At 57.8% G+C, this 23,577-nt stretch carries 24 protein-coding genes; 13 read left to right on the plus strand and 11 right to left on the minus strand.

Going from position 1 to position 23,577, the window contains the following annotated elements:
- Window positions 1-4 precede the first annotated feature (4 nt).
- Window positions 5-622 carry a pyridoxamine 5'-phosphate oxidase family protein gene (locus tag DARO_RS07865; RefSeq protein WP_011287281.1) on the minus strand — a complete coding sequence of 206 codons (618 nt, stop codon included), beginning with the start codon at window positions 620-622 and terminating at the stop codon, window positions 5-7.
- 28 nt (window positions 623-650) lie between these two features.
- Window positions 651-1,193 carry a carboxymuconolactone decarboxylase family protein gene (locus tag DARO_RS07870; RefSeq protein WP_011287282.1) on the minus strand — a complete coding sequence of 181 codons (543 nt, stop codon included), beginning with the start codon at window positions 1,191-1,193 and terminating at the stop codon, window positions 651-653.
- A gap of 126 nt (window positions 1,194-1,319) precedes the next feature.
- Between DARO_RS07870 and DARO_RS07875 the strand changes: the two genes are divergently transcribed.
- Window positions 1,320-2,261, plus strand: coding sequence for a LysR family transcriptional regulator (locus DARO_RS07875; protein ID WP_011287283.1), 942 nt, complete (start codon window positions 1,320-1,322; stop codon window positions 2,259-2,261).
- A 250-nt stretch (window positions 2,262-2,511) separates the two neighbouring features.
- Here DARO_RS07875 and acuI read toward each other — a convergent pair whose 3' ends face one another.
- The 3 genes from acuI to DARO_RS07890 all read right to left on the minus strand — a co-directional run bounded on the left by acuI (window position 2,512) and on the right by DARO_RS07890 (window position 5,411).
- The gene (acuI, locus tag DARO_RS07880; RefSeq protein WP_011287284.1) at window positions 2,512-3,495 is read right to left on the minus strand and encodes an acrylyl-CoA reductase (NADPH); all 984 of its coding nucleotides are present in this window, start codon (window positions 3,493-3,495) and stop codon (window positions 2,512-2,514) included.
- Between the two features lie 50 nt (window positions 3,496-3,545).
- Window positions 3,546-4,184 carry an acrylate utilization transcriptional regulator AcuR gene (gene acuR, locus DARO_RS07885; protein WP_011287285.1) on the minus strand — a complete coding sequence of 213 codons (639 nt, stop codon included), beginning with the start codon at window positions 4,182-4,184 and terminating at the stop codon, window positions 3,546-3,548.
- 330 nt (window positions 4,185-4,514) lie between these two features.
- Window positions 4,515-5,411 (minus strand): LysR family transcriptional regulator, encoded by an 897-nt coding sequence (locus tag DARO_RS07890; protein ID WP_011287286.1) that lies wholly within the window; start codon window positions 5,409-5,411, stop codon window positions 4,515-4,517.
- A 142-nt stretch (window positions 5,412-5,553) separates the two neighbouring features.
- On the opposite strand from DARO_RS07890, the gene DARO_RS07895 reads away from it, so the two are divergent.
- Window positions 5,554-6,984 (plus strand): MFS transporter, encoded by a 1,431-nt coding sequence (locus DARO_RS07895; protein ID WP_011287287.1) that lies wholly within the window; start codon window positions 5,554-5,556, stop codon window positions 6,982-6,984.
- Between the two features lie 109 nt (window positions 6,985-7,093).
- On the opposite strand, the gene DARO_RS07900 is transcribed toward DARO_RS07895, so the two are convergent.
- From DARO_RS07900 to DARO_RS07920, 5 genes are all read right to left on the minus strand, one after another.
- On the minus strand, window positions 7,094-8,131 hold the full coding sequence (locus DARO_RS07900; RefSeq protein ID WP_011287288.1) for a methyltransferase: 1,038 nt from the start codon (window positions 8,129-8,131) through the stop codon (window positions 7,094-7,096).
- A gap of 293 nt (window positions 8,132-8,424) precedes the next feature.
- A complete protein-coding gene (locus tag DARO_RS07905) occupies window positions 8,425-8,619 on the minus strand; it encodes a hypothetical protein (protein WP_011287289.1) in 195 nt (64 codons plus the stop codon).
- 98 nt (window positions 8,620-8,717) lie between these two features.
- Window positions 8,718-9,230 carry a phasin family protein gene (locus DARO_RS07910; protein WP_011287290.1) on the minus strand — a complete coding sequence of 171 codons (513 nt, stop codon included), beginning with the start codon at window positions 9,228-9,230 and terminating at the stop codon, window positions 8,718-8,720.
- A 128-nt stretch (window positions 9,231-9,358) separates the two neighbouring features.
- A complete protein-coding gene (locus DARO_RS07915; protein WP_011287291.1) occupies window positions 9,359-9,712 on the minus strand; it encodes a hypothetical protein in 354 nt (117 codons plus the stop codon).
- Between the two features lie 258 nt (window positions 9,713-9,970).
- Complete coding sequence (locus DARO_RS07920) at window positions 9,971-10,243, minus strand: hypothetical protein (protein ID WP_041224284.1); 273 nt, start codon at window positions 10,241-10,243, stop codon at window positions 9,971-9,973.
- 129 nt (window positions 10,244-10,372) lie between these two features.
- Between DARO_RS07920 and DARO_RS07925 the strand changes: the two genes are divergently transcribed.
- Entirely contained in the window at window positions 10,373-10,945 is a 573-nt protein-coding gene (locus tag DARO_RS07925; RefSeq protein WP_011287293.1) for a hypothetical protein, read from the plus strand.
- A gap of 407 nt (window positions 10,946-11,352) precedes the next feature.
- On the opposite strand, the gene DARO_RS07930 is transcribed toward DARO_RS07925, so the two are convergent.
- Complete coding sequence (locus DARO_RS07930; protein ID WP_011287294.1) at window positions 11,353-12,129, minus strand: ferredoxin--NADP reductase; 777 nt, start codon at window positions 12,127-12,129, stop codon at window positions 11,353-11,355.
- A 96-nt stretch (window positions 12,130-12,225) separates the two neighbouring features.
- Here DARO_RS07930 and DARO_RS07935 point away from each other — a divergent pair, with 96 nt between their 5' ends.
- The 10 genes from DARO_RS07935 (at window position 12,226) to DARO_RS07980 (ending at window position 23,573) form a co-directional block, all read left to right on the plus strand.
- Window positions 12,226-13,149 (plus strand): LysR substrate-binding domain-containing protein, encoded by a 924-nt coding sequence (locus tag DARO_RS07935; protein ID WP_011287295.1) that lies wholly within the window; start codon window positions 12,226-12,228, stop codon window positions 13,147-13,149.
- Window positions 13,150-13,331: 182 nt separating this feature from the next.
- Window positions 13,332-13,550 carry a hypothetical protein gene (locus DARO_RS07940; RefSeq protein WP_011287296.1) on the plus strand — a complete coding sequence of 73 codons (219 nt, stop codon included), beginning with the start codon at window positions 13,332-13,334 and terminating at the stop codon, window positions 13,548-13,550.
- A 39-nt stretch (window positions 13,551-13,589) separates the two neighbouring features.
- Window positions 13,590-14,009 carry a hypothetical protein gene (locus DARO_RS07945; protein ID WP_011287297.1) on the plus strand — a complete coding sequence of 140 codons (420 nt, stop codon included), beginning with the start codon at window positions 13,590-13,592 and terminating at the stop codon, window positions 14,007-14,009.
- Window positions 14,010-14,137: 128 nt separating this feature from the next.
- Window positions 14,138-14,548, plus strand: a complete 411-nt coding sequence (locus tag DARO_RS07950; protein WP_198134119.1) for a dihydroneopterin aldolase — start codon at window positions 14,138-14,140, stop codon at window positions 14,546-14,548.
- Entirely contained in the window at window positions 14,527-15,084 is a 558-nt protein-coding gene (locus DARO_RS07955) for a dihydrofolate reductase (RefSeq protein WP_011287299.1), read from the plus strand. The genes DARO_RS07950 and DARO_RS07955 overlap by 22 nt, the downstream gene beginning before the upstream one ends.
- Window positions 15,085-15,131: 47 nt before the next feature.
- On the plus strand, window positions 15,132-18,152 hold the full coding sequence (locus DARO_RS21635; RefSeq protein WP_011287300.1) for an EAL domain-containing protein: 3,021 nt from the start codon (window positions 15,132-15,134) through the stop codon (window positions 18,150-18,152).
- Between the two features lie 75 nt (window positions 18,153-18,227).
- Window positions 18,228-18,944 carry a TetR family transcriptional regulator gene (locus tag DARO_RS07965; protein ID WP_011287301.1) on the plus strand — a complete coding sequence of 239 codons (717 nt, stop codon included), beginning with the start codon at window positions 18,228-18,230 and terminating at the stop codon, window positions 18,942-18,944.
- Window positions 18,945-18,980: 36 nt separating this feature from the next.
- Window positions 18,981-21,335 carry an acyl-CoA dehydrogenase gene (locus tag DARO_RS07970; RefSeq protein ID WP_011287302.1) on the plus strand — a complete coding sequence of 785 codons (2,355 nt, stop codon included), beginning with the start codon at window positions 18,981-18,983 and terminating at the stop codon, window positions 21,333-21,335.
- A 2-nt stretch (window positions 21,336-21,337) separates the two neighbouring features.
- Entirely contained in the window at window positions 21,338-22,624 is a 1,287-nt protein-coding gene (locus DARO_RS07975) for an acetyl-CoA C-acetyltransferase (protein WP_041224836.1), read from the plus strand.
- A 1-nt stretch (window position 22,625) separates the two neighbouring features.
- Window positions 22,626-23,573, plus strand: coding sequence for a DegV family protein (locus tag DARO_RS07980; RefSeq protein ID WP_011287304.1), 948 nt, complete (start codon window positions 22,626-22,628; stop codon window positions 23,571-23,573).
- Window positions 23,574-23,577: the final 4 nt, after the last annotated feature.

Raw genomic sequence — 23,577 nt, forward strand, 5'->3', positions numbered from 1 at the left:
TTCCTTATTGAATGGCTTTCAGTCGCCGGATTTCTGCTTCGAGTTCAGCAATCTTCTGATCCCGGCTTTGTAGCGCCTTGGCCACGTCGCTGGCTTCCAGTCGTTGCGGTATGTGTTGCGGGCAATTGGCATCCCAGGCTTCCACGCTAAAGAGCATGGCCTGCTCGCTTTTTGCCCGGTAGTTGGCCGGCATCAGGCTCGCGATCAGCTCCTTGTCGCCCTCAACCACGTGAGCGGTTCCCCACAGTTTGATGCGTTGCCGCGTCGTGTAGTCGATCAGAAACAAATGTGCTCTGGGATTCTCGGCTAGATTGCCGATGCTGATGTACTGCCGGTTGCCGTTGAAGTCGGCGAAGCCGATCGTGTGCTCATCAAGGACATGCAAGAAGCCCGCTGGTCCGCCGCGATGCTGGATGTAGGGCTGGCCTTGGGCGTTGGCCGTGGCGAGAAAAACACTTGTCTGCCCTGCAATGAACGCGGCAAGTTCTTCGGTAATCGCCGTTGCCAAGCCTCCCTGGCTTTCCATTCGGGCATAGGCGTCACGCGACCCCTTGCGGGATTGGATGGCCTTGACGCCGGGCGTGAAGGCGACATCACTGGCGATTCTGCGTCCTTCGGTCATGACTATCCGCTCCTCAAAGCTGAATCGGCTATTTGAAAGGTTTGACTACCGGGAAGTCGATATCGGTCTGAGCTACGTTATTGACATAGTTAGTCAGGGTGTTGAGGGCAACCAGTAGAACGATTTCGATGATCTCGGCCTCGCTGTAGCCGGCGGCCTTTACTGAAACCAGATCTGCGTCCGCGACATGTCCTCGCGTCCCGACAATCTGCGCGGCAAAGCGAAGGGCAGCAGCAGCCTTGGGATCATTCGAGCCGCCATGACGATTGGCGTCGAGTTCCGATGCATCAAGCTTGGCCAGATTGCTGCCGAGATAGCTATGGGCCGACAGGCAATAGCCGCAACCGTTCAATTCCGCTACCGCAAGGGCGATCCGTTCGCTGGTCTTGGTGCCGATGGTGCCTTTGCCCAGTGCTCCATTCAGGCTCAGGTAGCCTTCGAGTGCCGCCGGACTGTTGCCGACCAATTTCATCAGGTTGGGTACGACACCCAGTTGCCGATTGACGGCTTCGAGCAAAGGCAAGGAAGCGGACGGGGTTTGGTCGGTTTGGGGAATGGTGAGGCGCGACATGGAAGCTCTCCTGGGTTAAATCGCGGCGTGGATTACGCAGCGGATGAAACGCATCTTGCTCGCATCCATTAAATAGAAGAATATCCATTAAATACAATTAATTGTTTTAAAAATCGGAATAATGAAATGGACCGACTTCATTCAATGGGCGTTTTCGTCGCTGTGGCCGAAGAAGAAAGCTTCGCCGCGGCGGCGCGTCGCCTGAACATGTCACCGCCCGCCGTTACGCGAACCATTGCCGCGCTGGAAGAGCACCTCGGCATCAAGTTGCTGACGCGGACGACACGCTTCGTCCGGGCCACCGATGCCGGCCAGCGTTACCTGGAAAGCTCCCGGCGTATCCTGGCGGAGGCGGACGAGGCCGACGAGGCGGCCGCCGGGGTGCATGCGGCGCCACGCGGGCAACTCACGGTTACAGCACCGGTCCTGTTTGGCGGCATGCATGTCATGCCAGGCATTGTGGAGTTCCTGACACGCTACCCGGAAGTTTCTGTCAACGCAGTATTTCTCGACCGCGTCGTCAATTTACTGGAAGAAGGTATAGATGTCGGCATTCGCATTGGCGAATTGCCTGACTCGACCATGCGCGCCATTCCAGTCGGCTCAGTCAGGCGCGTTATTTGCGCTTCACCTGACTACCTCACCCGGCATGTGGAGCTAAAAGAACCGCGAGACCTGGCTGGACAATCGATCATTGCGGCCAGCCCCATATCGCCGAGTTCGGAGTGGCGCTTGGGCAATGGCAAGCAGCCAATCAGCGTCAAGGTCCAGCCACGCCTGACCGTCACCAACAACGCAGCGGCCATCGAGGCAGCGTTGATGGGTTTTGGTATTACGCGCCTGATGTCCTACCAAGTTGCCGCCCATCTGGCGTCCGGACAACTCATCCGGCTATTCCCCGAATACGAGCCGCCAGCGCTGCCGATCCACATCATCCATCTCGAAGGAAGGCTGGCTTCTGCGAAGGTCCGTGCGCTGGTCGATGTGCTGGTTGAACGGCTGCGCGGGAATGCCGCATTAACCCCGTCAAGCATCGAAGCCATCGTAGGGAAAGCAAAGTCTGACTGATCTCTTTGGGCACGCTACTGCCTCTGGGGAAGTGCCGCTTTCGGGAAGTGGAATATCAGTGACCGCTTTACGGCGATCAACTCAGGTAGGCGACGGTCGCTTCCGTGCCCACAGCCGACGTTCGGTGAGCTAAATCTGTGATGTCAGGAAACGGTGCGGAGCCGTCACCCGGCAATGCCAATAGCGCGCAACAATAGCTTTCAGAAAGCCCCGCATAGTTCCTGCGAGGCTTTCTGTAGCTGCACAAGTGTTAGCGATTTACATCAACAACAACACGCCCTTTAACTTCACCATTCAGCAATTTGGTGGCAAATGGCATAACCTCGCTAAGACCGATTTCGCGGCTGATAACGCCCAGCTTCTCGATGTCCAGGTCAGAACCCAAACGTCGCCATGCCTCAAGGCGGTCAGGCGTTGGGCACATGACGCTGTCGATGCCCGCCAGCGTCACGCCGCGCAGAATGAAAGGGGCGACCGACGACGGAAAATCCATACCGCCCGCCAAGCCGCAAGCGGTAACAACACCACGGTATTTGGTCGTGGCGCAAACATTGGCCAAGGTATGGCTACCCACGACATCGACCGCACCGGCCCAGCGCTCTTTACCCAAGGGCTTGCCAGGCGACGAGAATTGCGCGCGGTCGAGCACTTCTTTGGCGCCCAAGCCTTTCAGATAGTCTGCTTCCTCTGGCCGACCGCTCACAGCAACCACCGTGTAGCCAAGTTTGGTCAGCACGGCCGTGGCGACACTGCCGACGCCACCTGCCGCACCGGTGACCAGAATTTCACCTGCTGACGGCATGACACCGTGCCGTTCAAGTGCCAGAACGCACAGCATTGCCGTATAGCCAGCGGTACCGATAGACATGGCTTGCTGCGGCGTAAAACTGGCAGGCAGGGGGACCAGCCAATTCCCATTTAACCGCGCTTTTTGGGCCAGGCCTCCCCAATGGCCTTCGCCGACGCCCCAGCCATTGAGCAGTACCGCATCACCGGGTTTGTATCCTGGATGCGACGAGTCTTCAACGGTACCAACCAAGTCAATGCCGGGAACCATAGGGAATTTACGGACAACGGGGCCTTTACCGGTGATTGCCAGGCCATCCTTGTAATTCAGTGTCGAATGGCTGACGCGAACGGTCACATCGCCTTCCGGCAGTTTTGATTCGTCAATGTCCCGGAGTCCAGCGCGGTAACCGGATTCGTCCTTCTCAATCAAAATCCCTTTGAACATGTGAGTCTCCTTGGTAATTTAGACCGAACGTCTAGTAAAAGGCAAAAAAATTAGCCGGGGGGTAACCCAGCAAAAAAACCTCGTGCAAAAACTTCAAGCGGCTCTGCGCTTTGTTCCAACTTCGCCCTCAGCACCGCACCCTCCCAGCCAATCCAGAAAAAAGCAGCGAGTTGTTCACAATCGGCTTGCCGTGAAAGCTCGCCAGCTTCTTGAGCTGCCATCAGGCAACGCGCAAATCTTGACTGCCAATCGTCGAAAACCGCTTGCAACTGCCTGCGGAAGCTTTCTGGGAGGGAGCCCATTTCCTGACCCAGATTTCCGATGAGGCAGCCGCGCCGAAAATCGTGACGAGCCATGCCGGCTTGAGCTCCGGCTACGAAAGCGCGTAAACGCGCGAGCGGAGAGATGGTTTTGTCGCTGAGATAATGGTCAATCTTGCGAGCAAAAAAATGAGCATATTGCGCAATTAACGCTGCACCGAATGCCTCTTTGCTTTCAAAGTAATGATAGAAAGACCCTTTCGGAACGCTGACACGGTGCAAGATTTCGTCAATGCCTGTGGCCGAGAAACCTTTCTCGGTCAGAACTTCCAAGCCGGCGCGCAGCAACAAATCACGTGTTTCAACCAAATACTCTCTGGGTTTGGGTGGTCGGCCACGCCTACGGGGAGTTGAAAGCTGAGTTTCCATGTTTTTTATATTAGACCGACCGTCTCATTAAATCAAGTAACTTTTAAGTAGGCCAGTTCTTGGCGCTGGAGGCGTTAGCTCACTTTGCCGCAGAAACCGAACTCGATTCCTAGATTGACGAGGCTTTCCGAGCATTTAAGCAAGTCATTAGGCAGGTTTTGGAGCGGAGACGACGCATGAATGTCCGCTGTGGAGAAAAGATGGGCGGCTGGTTGTGGCCGACTTGAGCCGGCGGGCTTATCGATTAGCGGTCATCTGTCGCTATATCCGCTTACGCGGCGCTGGTATCTCGCCTAAGCGATCCCTTCCGTTCATTGCAAATCCCCGCCTTCAGCGGAGCGCCGCGCAAACATCCCTGACATGAGCGCGCAGCCAGCGATGGGCTGGGTCGGCATCCAGCCTTGGGTGCCAGAGCAGGGATACCGTGATCTCCGGCATGGCGACGGGAAGCGGGAAGCTATGCATTCCGCTGCGCAGGTTTCCGGTGTGTCGTTCGGGAACGCTGGCGATCAGGTCAGTGGCCCGAGCCAGCGCCAGCGCGGTGGAAAAGCCACCGACGATGGTGACGATCTGCCGTTCCAGTCCGAATGCTTTCAGCGCTTCATCAATCGCGCCCTTGCCCAGTCCCCGCCGCGAGACGTAGATGTGGCGGCCGGCCGCATAGCGGGAAGGGGTGATTTCAACCCGGCTCAACGGGTGCCCCAGGCGCACGACGCCAACGAAACGGTCGCGGAACAATGTCTGGACCCGTAGTTCTGGCGCTGTCGTCTTGCCGACAACGCCGGTTTCCAGATCGACGAGTCCATCGCGCAGCGGGGTGCTGTCTTTGTCGGGTTTCTGCACAAAGCACAGGCGCACACCGGGCGCTTCCTCGCTGATCCGGGCGATCAGCTCGGGTCCGAAGGTCTCGACAAAACCTTCGCTGGTGCGCAGCGTAAATGTCCTGACCAGTTGTTTCAGATCGAGCCTTTCGGCCGGGCGCAAGACGGCTTCTCCATCCTGCACGAGCTGACCGACTCGCTCGCGTAGTTCGATGGCGCGGGGCGTCGGGACGAGACCGCGTCCGGCACGGACCAGCAACGGGTCGCCCGTTGTCTCGCGCAATCGCGCCAGCGCCCGGCTCATCGCCGACGGGCTGAGCCGCAAGCGTCGGGCGGCGCGCGCAACGCTGCCCTCTGCGAGCAGCACATCAAGGGTGACCAGCAAGTTCAGATCGGGTCTCGACATGCTTCAACCATAGCAGTGTTTGATCGATATATGGCGTCAAACGCAGCAATAAAGTGCAAATGCTGCGCCTTCCGCCATGCTAAAGCCGGCACTACGATTCAGATAGTCCGATACAGGGCGCTGCCCTTAAAAGGAGTTCATCGTGAAGGCAATCATTTCAGGAAAAGACGAGGCGGCATCTTCGCTGCGCTGGAGGCTCGCCAGTCTGTCGCTCCCCGTGTTGCTAGCGTCGCTCGGTACCAGCATCGCCAATGTGGCTTTGCCGAATCTGGCTGAGGCGTTCAATGCCACCTTCCAGGAAGCCCAATGGATCGTCCTGGCTTATCTTCTCGCCATTACCACCCTGATTGTCAGTGTTGGCCGGCTGGGTGACATCACCGGCCGCCGGCGCTTGCTGTTGGCCGGAATCTTTCTGTTTACGCTGGCCTCGGGTCTGTGCGGCATCGCGCCGACGCTGTGGCTGCTGATTGTCGCCCGGGCGCTCCAGGGGCTTGGCGCAGCGGTCATGATGGCCCTCACCATGGCGTTTGTCGGTGAAACGGTCCCCAAGGCCAAGACCGGCAGCGCCATCGGGCTGCTCGGGACGATGTCGGCAATTGGCACCGCGCTCGGCCCGTCGCTCGGCGGTGTCCTGATCGCTGGATTGGGTTGGCGGGCAATCTTCTTCGTCAATGTGCCGCTGGGTATCCTGGCGCTGCTTCTTGTCTGGCGCTACCTGCCTGGCGATAGAAAGGGGCCGAATGTTGACCGGGTTGGCTTCGACGCTATCGGTACCTTGCTGCTTGCGCTGACGCTGGCGGCGTATGCGCTGGCCATGACGCTGGGGCGCGGTCGTTTCGGCCAGCTCAACATGAGCTTGTTGATGCTCGCTGCGGCTGGCATTGGCTCTTTCGTTTTCGCCGAGGCGCGAGTCAACTCCCCTTTGCTCCGGTTGGCGATGTTCCGCAATCTGGACCTGAGTGCCAGCCTCGTCATGAGCCTGTTGGTTTCGACGGTAATGATGGCGACGCTGGTGGTTGGGCCGTTTTATCTGGCACGGGGGCTTGGGCTTGATGCGGCACTGGTCGGGTTCGTCATGTCGGTTGGCCCGCTGGTGGCTGCGCTGACCGCAGTGCCCGCCGGGCGCCTTGCCGACCGGTTTGGCGCCCAACGCATCACCCGCATCGGGCTGCTCGGCATGGCCGCCGGCGCCGGCACGCTATCCCTGCTGCCGACGATGGTCGGCATCCCCGGCTACCTCGCTCCGCTCGTCATCCTCACATCCAGCTATGCGCTGTTCCAGACGGCCAATAACACCACAGTCATGAGCGATGTCAGCCCGGAGCAGCGGGGCACCATTTCCGGCATGCTCAACCTGTCGCGCAATCTGGGGCTGATCACCGGCGCATCGCTCATGGGGGCGGTGTTCTCAATTGCTTCCGCGGCGACCGACATCACAACGGCCCCCCCGGAAGCCGTTGCCACCGGAATGCGGATCACTTTCGCCGTCGCAGCGGCGCTGGTCATCGTTGCCCTTGCCATCTCGGCTGGTGCCTGCCGCTGGACACTGCGCAAGCGGGAACTTGCTGCGTAAGGGGCGGGGCAAGGCTGGCCAGCGTTTCAGGCCAGAAGTTGCCTATCAACATGCTTTTTCAAAGCTCGGTGCCGAGCCAGCCGGCGGGTTTAAAACCCCGCCGCCAATGCTAGCGCCGAGCCAGGATCAACGAGCCTTTTTCGCGTGGATTGAGATCAATACGGTCGATGGACTCAAATCCGGCCGCCGTTAGCCATTGGCAATAATCTTCGTAGTGATAGGTCTGGGTGCCGGTTTCCACCAGCAGGGTCAGGCGAAATGCCGCATCAAGCGCATCCAGCGGGTTTTCAGCCAGATATTCATGAATGACCAGCAAACCCCCCTGGCTCAGCGTTTCGCCGATCCGCTGGATGACCTGGCGATTCTCTTCTGCCGTATGGTTATGGGCGACCGAGAGGTAAAACACCAGATCGTGTTCATTCCCCCAATCCTGGGCCTGCAAGTCGCCAGGGCTCAGGCGGATACGGTCGGAAAGCTGTTCGTTCTCGATGGTCGCGCCGGTTTCAGTCAAGGCGCTGGGCAGATCGACGATCACCGCATTGAGCTGCGGATAGCGCTGGCAAAAACGGATGGCATGCAAGCCGTGTGACCCGCCCAGGTCAAGCAAGCGGTGCTGTTCGGGCAACACAGGCACATGCCTGAGCAGGTCGGGACCGAGGTCCGAGGCAAACGCGGCCATGTAGGAAGAAAACAGTTCCCCGAGATGGGATTGTTCGATCATCGCATCCCAAAGCGTTTTCTCCGGATGGCCGCTGCGTACCGCTTCAGCCAGTCCGCCCATCATTGGCCAGGCCTCGTGCGTCCACAACAGGCCGGGGGTGTAATCGACCTGCCCAAGACTGGTGAACCAACGCTGGGTACTGGCCGTATTAGCCAGGCGCTGATCCTGTTTTTCCAGATAGCCCAGGGCAATCAGGAAATCGGCCAGGGCCGCCGTACCCTTCAGGCTGGACTGAATTTTCTCGGCCAGTTGCGCTACCGATAGCGGACCGTTGGCCAATGCCTCAAACAGACCCAGGCGCCCGGCCGAGATGATGGCCGAAGACTTCATCATCGGCATGTAGACATCCAGCATGGCCAACTCGGCCGAACCTGTTGGCTGGCAGACATCTGGTTTCGGGATGCGGGGAAGGTGTATTGCTGTCATTGTCGGCTCGGCTCCGGTCGATGCAACGCCGCTTCAGGTGCTGCAAGCAGTATCGTATTGACCGAAAACTCTTATCAAAGGGGGAATGGTGGCTCACGTGGAGCTGATCGGGCGTAATTTTACGCATTGATCGCGGATCGCCGCTCACTCTTTGATCGTGATCCTAGGTGAGGGGGCTGCGCATCGAGCAATGCCTTGAAGTGTTGTGCCGCGAGTTTGCAGCACGGGGCGCACCCATCGTATGTGCCAGGTACCGGAAATCATCTGTTTTCCGGCATCCGGCACAAGCCTGATCAACCCATCGATTTCTCGATGGCTTCCAGCAATTTCAGGGCGCGTTCGCGGTTTTTGGCTGCAGCCGCCGCGCGTCCCTCGGTGTCTGCTGTGTCAGCAAGCGATGCCTGAATCAGTGCCTCGTGCGGCGTCATGCCGCCGAGTGCGGCTTCCAGCATGCGGTCGGCGTTCAAGTCAGCGTCTTTGTCTGGCATTGAGTTCTTCTCCATTCGAGTCGATGGCTTGTGTGTAACCCAGTGAAAAGGCCCTGCGGATTTGGCAGGGCCTCTGGTCTCGCAACAACCGGCCGGGTTTAGCGGCCCTTGGTCATCGCGGCGATGTTGGCCTGGGCCGCATCGGCGAACTGCTTGGTCACGCTGTTCATGTTGCCGAAAGCCGAGTTGGCAGCGGCGATGGCGCTCTGGATCGCGGTAACGGCACCTTCGGAACCAGCCGGGGCAGACTTGGCGGCCATGGCCATCATGCCGGCCATGGATTTCTGAAGGCCACCAAACTGGGCTTCGACCATCTTGGCCAATTCCTGCTGGGTCTGGGTGGTGATTTCATAAACGGTGCGGGAGTAGGCGACAGCCTTTTCGATAGCCGGTTGGGCCAGCGAAGACTGGGCGGCGAGGGCAGCTTGCGGATCCTTGGCGGCCATCACGGACTGTACGCCGGAAACGGTGTCTTCCAGCGCAGCGCGGGCGGTGTCCAGATTCAGGGCGGCGATACGCTCAGCCGAGGCCAGGGCGGTGTTGGCGACAGCCAGCAGGGAGTCGACGGTGGCCTTGTTGGCGGTGGCGAATTGTTCGGTATTGAGGGACATGTTTGTTTCCTGAAAGATGTTGGATTCGGTGTGTTCGGTGCGCAGTATAGAGCACTGCGCGGCAAAAATTGTGCACTGCAGCAAAATAAGGTTTTGCGCATTGCTTCCCGAGTTGGCTATCTCGGCGCCTATTTGGTGATCGGAGCGCCTCGCCCGGAGAATTCATCGCTCATGCGGTAGATGGCGTCAGCAAAGGATAATTTAGCGTTTTCCCGACAGAAGCGGTTCGCGTAACCCTCGATGGTTCCATTGGAAACGTCTGTCACCTGCTGGCGCTGATTCGCGTAATTGTGCCCGCTCAAAAAGCCGCGAGCCCAAGCCAGATAGGCATGGCGTTGATCAGCTTCCTGCTTTGAAGCGTTCCAGGCCTGGCACGACATGTCATCCAGTCCTAGAAGCTTGAGCGGTGCGGCATTAACGTTGACTAGCAGCAGGCTGGCCAGCAATCCAAACATCCATTTAAGCAACTTGCTACGTCGCATTTCGATTTTTCTCTCTTATTGGTGGTGTTGTTTGCAAGACTCACCAACAGAATGCCATAGCATCGGCAGGATATCGAGTGATGGAGACGATTTCACCCGTCGTGCGGGATACGAGGGGCAAGGTGTTCTTAATTAACCGTGGCGTTTTATGGTGTGGACGAATCGTGCCATTGAAGATTTTCATGCCAAGGTGCGTTCAGGGCGCCTGCCATTACCATGTTGGCAGGCTTGTTCCGTTGTGGAAACGGCGCGTTCCGATTATCGCTGCAGGCTCGCCTCAAAGGCGGCTTCGGCATTTCCCGAGAAATGGTATTGGGCAAACAAACGCCTCAACTGGTTTGAGCTGGTCTTGGCGGTGGCGGCAAACCAGATGCCAATTCGCTGTCCTTGCTTGACGAGCGTGCTGAAGGCGTAGTGCCATTCACGGGCTTCAGCGAGGCGTTCGATCACTGCTTGTTCGTTGCTGATCGAAATGCCGGCGCGTTTCAGCGAGTGGATGAACGAAGTGGATTCGGTTTGGTTTACGAACATTTTGGACTCCATTAAAAGTGCGTCTATGCTCAAGTAACGGAGGTCTTGGCGTTTCGTTGACCCTCGGTATGTGGCGTTCGTGTAACAGCGAGCGCAGATTGAAAAAATTAAGACGGCCATGACAACCTAATGGCGACTGGCGCGTTAGTTAAGTGTCAGGTTTATTGTTTAGAGGAAATCGAAGTGCGTTGGATCGTCGTCGCCGCAGTGCTTGCTCTCTCTTCCATGGGGGGTAACGCCTCGGAATCCGCCACCGCGGAGAATCAATTGGCAGAAGTGTCCGCTCAGGTTACAGGGGCGGATAGTGGCGTGACGGTGACCCCGATTTCGAGCCATTCCATGGCCGTCGAACTGGTCAGGGAGTTAGCCCCCCGTCCGGAAAAGCGTTTGGTCAGGAATGTGGCTCAGAAAAAGTCCCTCCCCAAATCCTTGCTCACCAGAACAGAGCGCCACCAGATTGCCTTGCTGATCGAAACGCCAAAGTCAGCCGATCCATCGCTGCGCTATTCCGTCAATGACGAGGATACCGATGGCGATGCGGACGACCTTGATCTCCAGGCGTCCTTTGGCCGACCCAAAGTCGCCAAGAAAATGGACCAGAATGATGAGGACAAGGATCAGGCGCTTTCTGATGCCGTGAAACTTCGCTTGTTCCTGGCACGCATGAAAGCAATAAAGGCTCACGAGAAGAAGTTTTCGTGACCAGGTGCCAATAGCGAATAGAGGCGAGTCAGGCGCGGAAGGAAGGCGCCTGATTTTTGAGCGTGACTGCTAAGTCCTTGGCCTGGCAGGTCTTCTCAAGACTGCCAACGGCCAGTCCACAGAGTTATCCACAGAAAATGTGGAGAAACGGCACAGCTAGTATTGGTGCATGAAACTGGTGTTCGCGCACTTTATAGGTGCCTGATTTTTCTCCCAATCCAGTCCCATAGCGCTTCGCCAAGATAGGGAAGAACCGCGCCACAACTCAGTACGACAAGCATTTCAGGCTCTAGCATTTTGATCACCCCGATGCCTATGAACGAACACGCTAAATTATATGCAAATCACGTGCCAGTTTGACTGAGCCGTTGGCTGGATGGCGTTTTTCGGTGGGCAGTGTTTCCCGGTTACTGTTCGACAAATGCCCGTTCGATCACATAGTCACCGGCAACGCCGATGTGGGGCGATATCTCGAAGCCGAAACCGTCGAGCATGCTGGATATTTCTTTCAGCATGGCCGGGCTGCCGCAGATCATGCCGCGGTCGGTGGCTGGATCAAGCGGCGCTTCGCCAATGTCCTCGAACAGTTTTCCAGAGAGGATCAGGTCGGTCTGTCGCCCTTCATTGCGGAACGGCTCACGAGTTACCGTTGGGTAGTAGATCAGCTTTTCGCGAAGCAGTTCTCCCAGATACTCGTGTTCCTTCAAGTCCTCTTCGATATAGTCGTGATAAGCGAGTTCGTTGGTCCAGCGTACGCCGTGAATGAGAATGACCTTCTCAAAGCGCTCGTAGGTTTCCGGGTCGTGGATCAGGCTCATGAACGGCGCCAGCCCGGTGCCAGTCGCAAACATGAACAAGCGCTTGCCTGGCTTCAAGTCACGCAGCACAAGGGTGCCCGTCGGCTTCTTGCTGATCAATAGCGGATCGCCAGGCTTGAGGTGCTGCAGGCGGGAGGTCAGCGGGCCATCCTGGACCTTGATGCTGAAGAACTCCAGGTGCTCTTCGTAGTTGGCGCTGGCGACGCTGTACGCCCGCATCAGGGGGCGACCATTTACTTCGAGACCGATCATTACAAACTGACCATTATTGAAGCGCAAGCCGGGGTCGCGCGTTGTCCGGAAGGTGAACAGGTTGTCGTTCCAGTGATGAACGGAGAGGACTTTTTCGGTAGCAAAGTTGCTCATGGTCGTGGCGTTCTGGTTGGCAATGTCTGCATGCTAGGATGCCTTGCTAATTTATGGAATCGTGTAATTTATATATCGCTTACCTATAATGTGGATATGAGATTAACACTGCGCCAATTGGAGATTTTTGCGCTCATTGCCAAGACGGAGAACGTATCCCGTGCCGCCGACCGTCTGGCCATGTCGCAATCAGCCGCGAGCAATGCCCTGGTCGAGCTGGAGAAGGCTTACGATTGCCCGCTGTTCGACCGGATTGGCAAGTCCCTGCGCCTCAACGCCACCGGCCAGGGCTTGCTGCCGCTGGTCGAGAGTCTTCTTTCGCAAGCCCGGGATGTCGAAGCCTACCTGTCCGGCGGAAAGCTCGGGCCGGTCAGTGTCGGTGCCACCATGACCATCGGCAATTATCTGGCGACGCTGATCATCGCCGATTATATGCACCTGCATCCTGAAGCCCCGGTCGCCTTGCATGTTGCCAATACCGATGCCATCGTCGAGCGATTATTGCGCTATGAGTGCGATGTGGGCTTGATCGAAGGGGAGGTCAGTCATCCGGATCTTTTGATCGAGCCCTGGATGGATGATGAGCTGGTTGTCTTTTGCGCTCCCGGCCATGAGTTGGCTGGTCACGGGCCAGTCGATAATGAAATTCTGGCTCGGCAGCTATGGATACTGCGTGAACGCGGCTCCGGAACACGGAGCCAATTCGATCGCGAAATTGGCTGTCATCTGGGACATGTCAAATTGCGTCTGGAGTTGGAGCATACCGAAGCGATCAAGCGTTCTGTCGAATCCGGATTGGGTATTAGCTGCCTTTCCCGACTGGCATTACGCGAGGCCTTTCGTCGCGGCAGTTTGGTCGAGATCGAGACGCCACAGTTTTCCCTGGGCCGGCGTTTTTATTTTGCCCGGCATCGGCAGCGTTATGAAAGTGCAGCGGCCCGCAGTTTTCGTGAGCTTTGTGCTTCGGCTACAGGGGGGGCAACCAGTACGGCAGGTCTTCAATTGCCTTTTATTCCCTGATGTCATGATGGCCGCCGGCTTTTCCGAAAAGATGTTGCCAGGCAAGTGATGAAAACAATAAATCGGCGTGTAATAAGTCGTGTTTGCTGTTTCTGTTGATTCGGGCGCAACGGATATTTCTGGAATATTTTGTGGAATGGTGTAGAGTTTGAGCAGGAGTATTTGTTTACAGAGGTGACAATATGGCTATTCAATCAGTGACTTCCGGTGTCAGTGCCTATGCCAATACCGGTGCTCAGGCCAGTCAGACGCAACAGTCTCAGCAGGCAGCTCAGGCCCGTCAGGCCGAAAAGCGTGAACCTCGTCCCGAGGAAGGTGTAGAGCGCAAGGAAGAGCCGCAGCGTCCGGTGGTGAATGCCCAAGGACAGCCAACTGGTACCCTGATCAACGTGGTTGCCTGAGACGCGGTGGCCTCCGTTTAACGACAGGTCGGAAATAAAATGGCGGTAGCGTCATTGTCCAGTGGTCAATCGGTTGCAGGTGCGCTGTGGGGGCAGATTCAGCAGCAACAAGCCCAGCGTAGTGCAGATCAGGCTGAGCAGCGCGCCAATGCCTTGCAACAGCGGGCTCGCGAGGCGCAAGGGGTGGCTGACCGTGCGCAGGAAAATGCCCGTTCGCTGAAGGTCGAATCGAACCAGGCCGAGGGCGAGGCTACGCAAGCGAAGCGGGGTTTGGTAGAGCGAGCCTCGATGGCCAAGGTGCAGGCGGGACTGAGCGATTTGCACGAGCAGATAAGTTCGGTGCTTAAGGCGGAAAGCACCACCAATACCTCGGCGATATCTGCTACTTCGGCAAGCCTGGTGCCGGTGCTTAATTCGTTGGGGCAGTCGACCGGAACCTTGGTGAATGTGACTGCCTGAGCTTTGGTTATATATTTATTGTTGTTCGATGGGCGCGTAGGCGCTTTTTTTTTGCCCGGGTGATCATGCTCCTGGTGTAATCGTGTTCAAAATATTTGGGAGCGCTGATCAATTTATTCGGCGTTTCCTTGGAAAAACAGGAAAGGAGTTCGTATTTGCTAGCAGATCATTGGTGTGCGTCCGTTGATGCCACCATTCAATTGCGTACTGGGTGCAATCCTCTTGAGAAACACGGACCTCAGGCCGTGCTCGTTCATGCTGATGCCTGGGCGCCGATGGATGCGGTGGCAGATCCGCACGATATTCGTCAGGTGGTCGATTATGAGGTGATTTTTCTGGCCATTCGCAAGCTGGAAGCCAATGCCCATTGCGAGTGTCTTGAATCGAGCATACTGGAAGTGATGGATGCCATTTTCGGTATGTCTATCGTCAGTTCTGCCTTTGTCTCCATGCATAAACCGCATGTTTATAACGGTCAGGGTACGCCGGCCATTTCGCTTTCCTTGACGCGCGAGCAATGGCAAAAGACGAAACGCTGATCTCGGCCATCGGTGCCGTGGCCAGCAATGGCATGCTCGGCTTGGCTGGCTGGCTGCCTTGGGATATTCCGGAGGAACTCGCCTATTTCGAGAAGACGGTGGCGGGGGCTGCCCTGGTGATTGGTCGGCTGACCTATGAGTCGATGGATGTGGTGCCGGAGGATTCTTTTGTGGTCAGCCGCCAGGCCGATCTTGTGGTGCGCCCGGGGTGCTCCCGCGTTGCTTCAGTCGAGGAGGGGCTGCATCGGGCGCTGGCGACTGGCAAGCCGGTATTCGTCATTGGTGGCGCTTCGGTTTATGCCGCTGCCTGGCGTTATTGTCATCGCTTCTACCTGACGCGGATCGAGCGGGCTTTCGATGGCGATTCACGCTTCCCGGAGTCGGTGCAGTTGAGCGACTGGAAAGTCGAAAGTGAAACCGTACGGCAGTTGCGCGAATACAAAAGCAATACCGACGTGACCTGCCGTTTTCTGATATATCAACAAATAAACCCGTTATCGCTACCTGAGACCGATTGCATTTCAGTCACCGGCTGATCAGAATGTGCTGACAATCCAATTAGAAGCGTTGATGAGTGGAGACAATGCCTAAGCAGAATGCCCGCTACGGGCACCGATTGTGGTTTGCCCTGCTTGCTCTGGTGGGCGGTGGCTGCGTCCTGCTCGCCTATGTTTTGTGGTCGGCCTATCAGGATGTCTGGAGCGAGGCCCGGTCGGTGGCGAGCAGCCAGGCAGAACTCCTTGAGGCTCGCTTCGATTCGACCTTGCGTCGTGTCGATGTGACGCTGGAAGACATGGCGGAGCGCTTTCCTGCCGAATCCTTTTCATCAGGGGCAGTGCAACGATACCGCACGCCCATCGAAGAGCAGTTGGAGCGTTACCAGCATGCCTTTCCTGAAGTTGCGGGTTTCAGGATTATCGATGTGAACGGGGATGTCATTTACCGTTCGGGTGGAGGTGACTACGCCAGTTTGGCTGATCGATCGTATTTCCAGATACCCAAGCAACAGTCCGGAACTGGAATAATTTTCTCCGAGGTGATTACCTCGCGCATCACCGGGCGGTCGACGATCGTCGCCGCCAGGGCTGTTCGTGCCGCTGACGGCCGTTTTCTTGGGGTAGTCAGTGCAGCGATCGAACTTGGTTATTTTGAAGAACTGTTCAAGGCGGTTCGCCTCAGTGCTGCGGAGGTGTTGGTCATCCGGCGCAGCGACGAGCAGACGGTGGTGGTCAGGCATCCGCCGCTAGCCAAGGAGGCAAATCTACCCCTTAGTGCATCCCACCCGATTGTGCAAAGACTTCAAGCGGGGGAACGCAGTGGTGTTCTTGAGTTCGTTTCGGAGTCGGATGGCATCCGGCGGATTTATGGCTATCGCGCCCTGGAGCGCTATCCCTTTTATGCCGCGGCTGCGCTATCCGAGGCTGAAGTCATGGCCACCCTGCGTCAGCGCGTGATCTTTGTCGCCTTGCTGGGATGCAGCATGTTTGTCTGCCTGATCGCTGTCGTGGTTGGCCTGTACCGCTCACAGCGGCGTGAGCAACTGGTTTCTCAACAGTTGTTGTTGAAAGAGGAGCGCCTGACTGCAGCCCAGCGTATTGCCCAACTGGGTAGCTGGGAAATCCATCTGCCCTCGATGCACGTGACGTGTTCGGACGAGCTCTACCGGATTTTCGAATTTACCAAACGCGAAACCGGCTATCAGTATCAGGATTTTCTAGCGAAGATCCATCCCGAAGATCGCTCGGTCGTGGATAAAACGCTTCATGAATCCATCGCCTCGCGGCAGCCTGCTTCGCTGAAACATCGATTGCTGATGCCGGATGGCCGGGTCAAATATGTGCTGGAATCCTGCGAAACCGAATACGGCAGGGATGGAACACCGTTGCGGGTCATTGGTACCTCGCAGGAAGTGACTGCCCAGCAGGAGATGCTGGCGCAGATGCAATTGCTCGCCAGCGCAGTCCAGTATAGCGGCGAGGCGATCCTGATTACCGATGTCAAAAACAAGATACTTACCGTCAATCCGGCATTTACCCGCCTGACCGGCTATACCTCCGAAGAGGCTGTGGGGCGCGATCCGAGCTTCCTGTCAGCCGGGCGCACGATGCCCGAAGAGTATGAGCGGATGTGGAATGGGATTGCCGAACGAGGTTTCTGGCAGGGGGAAATCTGGGATAGGCGCAAGGATGGCGGAATTTATCCGAAGTGGATGTCGATATCCGTTATCCGGGGCGAAGACGGGATGATCCGCTACCATGTCGCGCACTTTACTGATGTCTCGTCGGAGCGTGCCGCGGAAGAGCGCCTGCACCATATGGCGCACCATGATGTGCTGACCGGCTTGCTTAACCGTCTGAGTCTCAAGGGGCGTCTGGATCAGGCGCTGGCTGCCGCACGACGCGACGGTTCGCGGGTGGCCGTCCTGTTCGTCGACCTGGATCGTTTCAAGGTAATCAACGATACGCTGGGGCATCACGTCGGGGACGAGTTGCTGATCGAAGTGGCAAATCGTCTGCGAGATGGCGTGCGGGACAGCGACGTGGTGGCTCGCGTTGGTGGTGATGAATTCGTGATCATGCTGTCCGGTGTCGAGCACACCAGCGCGGTTGCCATGGTTGCTGAAAAACTGGTGTTCAGCGTTGGTCAGTCCTATCAGATCGGGGGGTACGATCTTTATTCGACGCCCAGTATCGGCATTGCCATCTACCCGACCGACGGTGAGGACGGCGATATCCTGATGAAGAATGCCGATGCGGCGATGTATCACGCCAAGATGGCTGGCCGGAACAACTTTCAGTTCTTTGACGCGAAGATGAACGAGGCGGCACTGGAGCGTCTTAATACTGAGCATGCCTTGCGTCGGGCGCTGGCCAATCAGGAGTTTTGCCTTTATTACCAACCGGTCATTGATCTGGCTAGCAATCGCGTCGCCAGCCTGGAGGCGTTGATCCGTTGGAATCATCCGGAGAAAGGCCTGTTGCTGCCCGGTAAATTCATCGGAATTGCCGAAGAGACCGGTCTGATCCAACCTCTGGGTGAATGGGTACTCTGGGCGGCTTGCCGACAGCTGGCTGACTTTGCCGCAGCGGGCATTTCCGGTATCAAGATGGGGGTCAATATTTCGGCCATTCAGATGCGCAATGGCAACCTGCCGCTATTGGCTCGTGGGGTAATCGAGGCTTACGATATTGATCCCCGCAACCTCATCTTCGAGATTACCGAATCGGTAGCCATGGAGCAGCCAACCGAGACGGTAAGGATTCTTGACCTCCTGAATGCCATGGGGGTTAGCGTGGCGATTGACGACTTCGGCACTGGCTATTCGTCCTTGAGTTATTTGCGCATGTTTCCGATCAACCATCTCAAGCTGGATCGTTCGTTTGTCGAACAGATTGGCGAAGAGATCGACGGTTGTGTCATTTGCGATGCGACGATTGGCCTGGCCCATAGTCTTGAGTTGAAGGTGGTGGCGGAGGGGGTGGAAACCCAGGCTCAGCTTGACTACCTGCGCAGTCGCGGCTGCGACATGGTGCAAGGCTTCCTTTTCAGTCGACCGGTACCGGCCGACGAAGTCCTGGCCTTCATTCGTCAATACAATTCCTGAAGCACAAATAACGCTTGCAAAGGCAAGTGCTTTTTCCTATGATTCAAACGAACGTATGAATCATAGGAAAAAGTCATGGCCGAAGTCCGCTCTGTAGATACTCGTGAACGCATCCTTGACGCTGCTGAACGGTTGTTCATGGCGCACGGGTACGAAGGTACTTCGATGCGCCAGATCACCGGTGAGGCCGGCGTTAATCTAGCGGCGGTCAATTACCACTTCGGCTCCAAGGAATCGTTGATGCAGGAGGTCTTTCGTCGCCGCCTGGATTGGCTCAATGACGAGCGGATGCGTGTACTCAATGCCTATGAAAAAGAGGCCGCCGGCAAGCCATTGAAGCCATCGCAGATTGTCGACGGGTTCTTCGGTACCTTACTGCGTATGGCCGGCGACGAAGAGCGTGGTGGGGTTACTTTCCTGCGCCTGTTGGGGCGGACCTTGACCGATCCGTCGGAGTTCATCCGTACCTTCCTGGCGCATGAATACGCAGCGGTAGTCGATCGCTACAAAGAGGCGTTGTTCAAAGCCTTGCCCGATGTGCCGAAGGCGGAAATCGTCTGGCGCTTTCATTTCATGCTCGGCGCCACCTCTTACGCGATTGCCGGCACTGATGCCTTGCGCCTGGTGACCGATTGGCAGATTGAAGAAGCGGATTCGATTGACCGTCTGGATCGCCTGGTGCCTCGCCTGATGTCCTTCCTGCTCGGCGGGCTGCGTGCCCAGTTGCCGCAATTTTCGGATAGTGCTGCGACCACTGACGCAAATTCCGGCCCTGGGGTTGGCGGCAAATAATTGACCAAAACCAAAAAGACATAAAAGGAGACAGCAATGTTCAACAGCATCATCCCTCTGCTCGGGTTAGTCACCCTGGTGGCTTTGGTCGGGCTGATGGTCGTTCGGCCAATCCGCCGGACGATCATCACCCGACCCATTTTTTCCACTTATCGCAAGGTGCTGCCGCAGATGTCGGATACCGAGCGCGATGCGCTGGAAGCCGGCACCGTCTGGTGGGAGGGGGAACTGTTCCGTGGCAAGCCGGACTGGCAGAAATTGCATGCCTACCCTGTGCCCAAACTGACACCGGCCGAGCAGTCCTTCCTCGACAACGAATGTGAAGAAGCCTGCCGTCGGGTCGATGACTGGAAGGTGACGCACGAGCTGTACGATCTGCCGGCCGAGGCCTGGCGCTACATCAAAGACAAGGGCTTCCTCGGCATGATCATTCCGAAGAAGTACGGTGGCCTGGAGTTCTCGGCCTACGCCCATTCGCAGGTGGTAACCAAGTTGTCGACGCGCTCTTCGGCGCTGTCGGTTTCGGTCATGGTGCCGAACTCGCTCGGCCCGGCCGAGTTGCTGCTGCATTACGGTACCGAGGCACAGAAAAGCCACTATCTGCCGCGCCTGGCCAAGGGCATCGAGGTGCCGGCCTTCGCGCTGACCAGCCCGTGGGCCGGTTCCGATGCGGCGTCGATTCCCGATGCCGGCGTGGTTTGCAAGGGCATGTACCAGGGCAAGGAAGTGCTCGGCATGCGCGTCAGTTGGGACAAGCGTTACATCACCTTGGCCCCGGTTTGCACCGTGTTCGGTCTGGCTTTTCACCTGTATGACCCGGATGGCCTGCTCGGCGACAAGAAACATATCGGTATCACCTGCGCGCTGGTCCCTTATGATCATCCAGGCGTCGATACCGGCCGCCGTCACTTCCCGCTCAACGCCATGTTCATGAATGGCCCGACGCGCGGTACCGATGTGTTCATGCCGCTCGATTTCATTATCGGTGGTCCGGAAAAGGCCGGGCACGGTTGGCGCATGCTAATGGAGTGCCTGGCTGCCGGTCGTTCGATCTCGCTGCCTTCATCGAATACCGGCATGGCCCAGATGACGGCGCGTGCCGTTGGCGGTTATGCCCGTGTCCGCAGCCAGTTCAAGATGGCGGTCGGCAAGTTCGAGGGCGTCGAGGAAGCGCTGACCCGGATCGGCGCCTACACCTACATGATGGACGCCGTGCGCACGATGACGGCCGGTGCCGTCGACCTCGGCGAAAAGCCGTCGGTCGTCTCGGCCATCGCCAAGTACCACGTCACCGAGCGTGCCCGCCAGGTGGTCAATGACGGCATGGACGTGATCGGTGGCAAGGGCATCTGCCTTGGCCCTTCCAACTTCATGGGGCGTGCCTACCAGCAGGTGCCGATCGGCATCACGGTCGAAGGCGCCAATATCCTGACCCGTTCGCTGATTATCTTCGGCCAGGGCGCTATCCGTTGCCATCCATATCTGTTGCCGGAAATGCAGGCAGCGCAGAACCCGGATCAGAAAAAAGGCCTGGTCGACTTCGACAAGGCACTGTTCGGCCATATCGGCTTCACCATTAAAAATGGCCTGAAGGCCCTGTGGCTGGGCATGACTGGTTCGCACTTCGCCTCGGTGAACGTCGATACCGCCCCGGAAATGAAGCGTTATTACCAGCAACTGACGCGCTTCTCGGCAGCCTTTGCCTTCATGTCGGATATCTCCCTGCTGGTCCTTGGGGGCAGCGTCAAACGTCGTGAAAAGCTGTCGGCCCGCCTTGGCGACATCCTGGCCCAGATGTATCTGATTTCCTGTACCTTGAAACGCTACGAAGACGAAGGTCGCAAGGCCGAAGATGCACCGCTGGCTCACTGGGCGATCTGGGATGCCATGTACAAGGCGCAGGAGGCATTCGATGGCGTGATCGCCAACTTCCCGGTGCGCTTCATCGCGGCCTTCCTGCATCGCTCGATTTTCCCGTGGGGCCATCCGTATGTCGTGCCATCGGACGATGTCGGCCACCAAGTCGCCAAGCTGCTGATTTCGCCATCGGCTTCCCGTGATCGTCTGACGGCCGAGTGCTTCCTGCCGTTGCTTGAAACCGAGCCGGTTGGCGCCATCGAACTGGCCCTGAAGGCGACGCTGCTGGCTGAACCGATCGAAGCCAAAATCCGTGCTGCCGAAAAAGAAGGGCGTTTCGATAACAATCCGCTGGCCAACGTCCGCGACATCGCCATCGTTGCTTTCGAGGCCGGGGTGATCTCGGCGGCCGATTACGAAATCATGAAGCAGCGTAACCACCTGCGCGACATCGTGGTCCATGTCGATGACTTTCCCTTCGATTACGGCGTGGCGACTGCAAACAAGCCGGCCGAATGCCGGATGGCTGCCTGACCATGAGCAAGACGATCTATGTGGTCGACGGTGCCCGTTCGCCGTTCCTGAAAGCCCAGAAAGGGCCGGGCGTCTTTGCTGCATCCGACCTGGCCACCCAGGCCGGCCGGGCGCTGCTGCTGCGTCAGCCATTCGAGCCGAGCGATCTCGATGAGGTCATTCTCGGTTGTGCCGCACCGTCGCCGGACGAAACCAATATCGGCCGCATGGTTGCGCTACGTCTCGGTTGCGGCAAGAAAGTGCCGGGCTGGACGGTGATGCGTAACTGCGCTTCCGGCATGCAGGCCATCGATTCGGCCATCGCCAACATCCAGTGCGGGCGTTCCGAACTGGTGCTGGCCGGCGGTGTCGATGCGCTGTCACGGGCACCGCTGCTCTATTCGGATGCAATGGTCCGCTGGTTCGCCGGCATGATGTCCATGCGCACGGCCGGCCAGAAGCTGCAACATTTTATGAAACTGCGTCCGGCCGCCCTGCTGACCCCCGTCATCGGCCTGATGAAGGGCCTGACCGACCCGGTCGTCGGCATGCTGATGGGCCAGACGGCCGAGAATCTCGCTTGGCGCTTTGGCATCGACCGCAAGCAGATGGACGAATTTGCCGTGCGCAGTCACCAGCGCTCCCTGGCAGCGCGCCAGGCCGGGCATCTCGGCGAGATCGTGCCGGTGGTTGATGGCAAGGGCAATGTCTATGCCGAAGACGATGGCGTACGGGCCGATGCCAGCATGACCGGCATGGCCAAGCTGAAGCCATTCTTCGACAAGAAATACGGCAACATCACGGCGGCCAACAGCTCGCAGATCACCGACGGTGCGGCCTGGGTGCTGCTCGCTTCGGAAGAGGCGGTGCAGAAATGGAGATTGAAGCCGCTGGGCAAGATCGTCGATAGCCAGTGGTCCGGCCTTGAACCCGAGCAAATGGGCCTCGGCCCGGTGCATGCCTCGACGCCCATTCTGCAACGCCATGGCATGAGTTTGGCCGATGTGGATTACTGGGAATTGAACGAAGCCTTTGCCGCGCAAGTGCTCGGCTGCCAGGCCGCCTGGAAGGACGATGCCTATTGCCGCGAGCAACTCGGTCTCGATGGCGCCTTCGGGAGCATTGCCGAGGATCGCCTGAACGTCGATGGCGGCGCGGTTTCGATCGGTCACCCGGTCGGCGCATCCGGGGCGCGCATCGTGCTGCATTTGCTGCACGTGCTGCGCCGTAACCAGGCTAAGCGTGGCATCGCGACGATCTGCATCGGCGGCGGTCTGGGTGGTGCAATGCTGGTCGAGAGCCTGAACTGACATGCGCATCGGACTTGTTGTGGACTCGGCGTGCGATCTGCCGCGGGAGTTTCTGGACCGGCACGGCGTATTGATCATGCCGATTACCTTGCGCATTGGCGATGCCCTGATTGAGGACCGGCGTCATCCGGAGGAGACGCTGGCTTTCTACGCCCGCCATCTCGACCGGAAAGGCGATGATGATTTTGCCGAGTCGATTCCGTATTCGGTATCGCAGATCGAAAGTCTCTTTCTCGAGCGTCTGGTGCTGGATTACGACTACGTGTTCTGCCTGACCATCACCAGTACCCGCAGCCCGATCTTCGACCATGCGATGAAGGCATCGCGGGCCATCCTGACCAAATACAAGGCGATTCGTCGGGAAGCCGGCATGGAGGAGCGTTTTGGTCTGGCTGTGTTGTCGACGCGCAACCTGTTTACCGGGCAGGCGGTGCCGGTCGCCGAAGCGGTGCGCCTGATCCGTCTGGGTGGCTTGCCCAGTGAAATCGGCTTGCGCCTGAAACACCTGATCGACGAAACCCACACTTATCTGGTGCCGGCCGACCTGTTCCATATCTACAAGCGCGCCTCGAAGAAGGGTGACACCAGCCTGAGCTGGGGGTCCTACACGCTGGGCTCCTGGCTCAACGTCAAACCCATCCTGCATTGCCATCGCGATATCACGACGACGGTCGACAAGGTGCGCGGCTTCGAGGCCGGGGTTGAGCAGTTGTTCGACAAGGCGGTCCGGAGAATCGCGGATGGTCTCGATTCGCCGAGTATCTGCATCAGCTACGGCGGCGAGCCGTCTGCTGTCGTCAAGCTGCCGGGCTACGCCAGGCTGGCCAGGGCGGCTGAGGATAACGGCGTGGAAATTCTCGTGTCGCCAATGAGCAAGACGGCGGCCGTCAATGTTGGGCCGGGGGGGCTGTCGCTGGCATTTGCCGCGAAGGGCCATCAGGCTCACTAGGAAC

This window comes from Dechloromonas aromatica RCB (assembly GCF_000012425.1).